Here is a 1,894-nt window from a genome sequence, read left to right as displayed (position 1 = left end):
GTTCAACGTGGCAAGTTCCGCAGGCCGGGCCGGACGGGCGAACGCCAGCCGGACGGACGCCCCGGTGGGATCAACCGGTGATTCCTTCGTCAACCGGTCGGCGAATGCCTCGGCTTGCCGGGCCAGTGTGTCGCTGTTGAGAAGGGTTAGTGCCTGAGAGGCCACCGTGGACACGCCACGCCGGGTGCAGTTCGTTTCAATCCGGGGTTGGTCGAATAGTTGCAACAGCGTGACCGGCTGGGAACGCCGCACTTGCAGATACACCGAGCGCCGCTGACTGGCGGGGTTGGCCGCGATCACCACTTCGTCGCTGGACAATTGTTGCACGGGGACCGGCGGGCCGAACCGTCCCTCGTTGAGCGTTCCGGCGACAAACAACATCGAATCACGCAGGGACTCCGCCTCGACCCGCCGCAATCGCTGCCGCCACAGGAGGGTGTTGTCGGGGTCGGCCTTTCGCTCCGCGTTTCGATCACCGGCCTCGGCGCTGGATTGGCGGTACGCGGCCGAGGTGAGAATGAGCCGGTGAAGTTTTTTCAGCGACCAGCCGCCCGCCTCGAATTCGCACGCGAGCCAGTCAAGCAACTCAGGATGCGTCGGCTTCGTCCCTTGGAGGCCGAAGTTTTCCGGAGTGCGGACCAACCCCTCGCCGAAGTGGTGCAGCCAAACGCGGTTCACCATCACGCGACTGGTGAGCGGATGGCCCGGTTGCGTAATCCAGTCGGCCAAGGCCCGACGACGGCCGCTCGTCGGCGCGTCTTTCGCGGGGGGCGTCCAGGCAAATGGCTTCGGGGTGGCGACGCACGACAGCACGCCCGGCGTGACTTCCGGCCCCGGCTTCAAGTAATCGCCTCGCCGCAGCACGGGCGTCTTTGGTTCTCCGGGCAGGTCGTACATCGCCCGGATCTCGGCAAATGTGTGCTTCTTCGCCTCTTCGGCCACGATGGCCGCGTCAATCGGTTTGATCTTGGCGGCATACTCGGGATAAGCCCCGGCCAGCAGCGCGGGCAAGGCGGCCTCGGCCGGTTTCAACTCCGGGGTAAATTTTTCGGCGAGATACTTCTGAACCTCGGTCCGTTTCATCGGGTCCGCGTTCACCGCAAGGCGAGTGTCCTCCCGAATGGCTGGAGGCAGTTTCGCCAGCCGGTCCTCGAACAACTTGAGGGCGAATTGTTTCCGGAGTTCGGCTTGTGATTTCCGCAACTCCGCGACCGTCTTGGCAATTTCCGCGTTCCGGTCGGCCGCCGATTTCTCTTGTGACGCGGTGGCCTCGTTCAACCGGCGTTGCACCTGCGGCACCCATTGCGCCGGGCGATAACCGCTCATGAACACCGCCTGTAAGCGATAGTAATCAGCTTGCGGGATTGGGTCAAACTTGTGCGTGTGGCACTTCGCGCACTGGACCGTGAGGCCGAGAACGGCGGAGCCGACGATGGCTTGGGTGTCGTCGAGTGTCTGGTAATAGTAGCCCGGCGCGTTTTTGATGCTCACGAAGTCGGGTCGGCTCGTGTCGGACGCGCACCGCAGGAATCCGGTGGCGATCAGCGAATCGACCACTCCCGGCGGCAGTTCTTTCGACTTGTGGTAGTGCGTCCAGTAATCGCTGTATTCATCCCCGGCAATCTGTTCGCGGAGGAACTTGTCGTAAGGCATGTCGGCGTTGACCGCCCGGATCACCCAGTCGCGGTAACGCCAGGCGGCGGATCGAATGTAATCGGCATCCAGAATTCCCTCACTGTCCGCATATCCGGCGACATCGAGCCAGTGGCGGCCCCAGCGTTCGCCGTAGCGGGGCGAGGCCAGCAACCGGTCAACCACTTTCTCATATGCCCCCGGAGACTGGTCCGCGAGGAAGGCCTCTTGCTCGACGGGGGTCGGGGGCAGGCCGGTGAGA

General features: G+C 63.7%; 1 protein-coding gene. It reads right to left on the bottom strand.

What is annotated here, in order from left to right:
• Positions 1-1,894, bottom strand: a 1,894-nt coding sequence (locus tag BGIM_RS54590; protein ID WP_193789062.1) for a DUF1549 and DUF1553 domain-containing protein, incomplete at both ends; no start/stop codon positions are given.

Origin of the sequence: Zavarzinella formosa DSM 19928, from assembly GCF_000255705.1 — a bacterium.
Lineage (GTDB): Bacteria > Planctomycetota > Planctomycetia > Gemmatales > Gemmataceae > Zavarzinella > Zavarzinella formosa.
The sequence above is the reverse complement of the archived record's forward strand: the minus strand, read 5'-3'. Positions and strand labels throughout refer to the sequence as shown.